We start from the raw sequence: 1936 nt of genomic DNA on the forward strand, positions 1-1936 counted from the left end.
TGACGAGCCCGTCGGAGTTGTAGGTGGTGTCGGTTTCGGTGCTGCGCCAAGTGCCGTCCGCGAGCAGCGCGCGCTGGTGCACGGCAGCGATGCCGCCCTGGCGGGCTGTCAGGTCGGGCAGTCCGGTCCGCTTGTGCGTGGCAGTGATGCGGCCCGCCCATGGGTCGTTGAGGGTGGCCGATTTCAGCGCGCCGCCGATGGCGTCGTAGGTACGGCTTTCGCGCGAGAACCCTGCGAGCTGGTCGTCGTCGGCAATCGTCCCGCCGCCCGAGTCGGTCACGGTCACGGACCGCTTGGAGCCATCGGCCTTCACGTCGCCGTTCATGCCGCGCAGGTAGAGCGTGGAGGACTGGGTCAGTGTCTGCGGGGCGGCGCCCGTGTGGGTGATCACCTCGCCGTAGCCACGGAACTGGCCCCAGGTGCGGTTCTTGGGGTCGGCGAGCTCCTCGTCGTCGTGGTGCCAGGCGGCGCCGCCGAGGTACTCGTACGACGTGGACTTGGTGGCCGCGCCGATGCCCGTCTTGTCGACCTCGGTCACTTGCTGGACGAGGTATTTGTGGAACCAGTCGAGGACCGGGTCGCTTGCTCCTTGTGGCGTCCAGTAGACGGGGTAGCAGGACATGGTGTTGCTGTCGGGCGCGGCGGGCATGTGGGTGCCGTTGACGCACTCGGGGTCTTTGTAGACGACGTTGATCTGGCCGCCGGACTCGGTGTTGATCGCGTTGATCCGCAGCCTGAAGATCGGCGGGATGTTGTCGACGGCGCCGACCCTGTTGGCCATCCGCTGTCCCAGGAAGGTGACGGTCGGTGTGGCTGCCGTGCCACCGTCGTTTCCGGTGTGGGTCAGCGAGGCCAGCCACAGGGACGGCTTGTTGGTGTCACCTGAGGCCGGGAACTGGTGGGTGAGGGAGTAGGTATCTGCGGTGGAGTAGGCGGTGCCGACCAGGACCTGGGTGGTGATGGTCGTGAGCCGCTTGGTGCTCCAGAACGAGGGGGCATGGTTCGAGCAGGTGCCGGTGGAGGGGCAGTTCTGGTCGAAGGGCACATCCGGCCAGTGAGCAGCGTTCGCGGTGGTCAGCAGATTCGGGGCACAGGTGAAGTTCGCGTCCGGGATGCAGCGCTCGGCGGTTGTGAACAGCACCTGCGCTGCGGCCTTCTTCCCCGCCACGACGTCCGGCAGGCGCTGACCGTAGGTGATGGCGGTCAGGTAGCCGCCACGGATGTACGGGGTCAGGGTGTTGGTGGTCCCCCGCGCGTAGTAGTTGGACTCGGTGTTGTACGCGTAGGTGGTGACGTTCTGGTTGGCGTCCACGACGAAGTCGAGGGCCCAGCGCCACGCCTGCTGGCACCAGGAGGTGTCGTAGGTCGTTCCGTGGCAGGGCTCACCGGCGTCGTTGCCGAAGACCGGGGCGGTCCAAGTGGAGTTGGTCGCGGGTGTGGTGGTGCTGCCCGGAGCGTGGTTGAGCCCGAAGTAGTACTGCACGCCGTTGTTCGTGGTAACGCGCCAGTACTCGCCGTTCTGGGCGCCGTTCGCGGCCCCGGTGAGGTGCTCGACCCGCGAGCCGTCGTCGCTGTTCTCCCGCCAGGTGCCGGTGGTGTCGTCCTTGACCAGCTTCACGGAGCGGCCACCGAGCGACATGGTCATGCTCTCGCCCGACCAGCAGTTGTCACCCACCGTGTTGGGCTGGCCGTCCTTCGAGCACGGCTTGTAGGAACGCTCGATGAAGCCGGGGTCGTAGTCCCAGCCGTCACCGACCCACGACGCCTGGTTGTTGGTGGCCGAGGTCCGGCCGTCCAGGCTCGCCGAGTCGTACGAAAGCGCCACGGCGGGAGCGGATCCGCCCAGCGGGGCCGGCACGCTGACCGGGTAGGTCCAGGTGAAGTCACCGGTTGAGGTGCCAGCGCTCCAACTTCCCGATGGGGCAAGGGGGGTGGC

1 pseudogene is annotated in these 1936 nt (G+C 67.4%); it reads right to left on the reverse strand.

The features are described from left to right. A pseudogene (locus DT019_RS38965) lies at nt 1-1825 on the reverse strand (hypothetical protein); the annotation flags it as partial. Nucleotides 1826-1936: the final 111 nt, after the last annotated feature.

This window comes from Streptomyces sp. SDr-06, assembly GCF_003324565.1.
Taxonomy (GTDB): domain Bacteria; phylum Actinomycetota; class Actinomycetes; order Streptomycetales; family Streptomycetaceae; genus Streptomyces.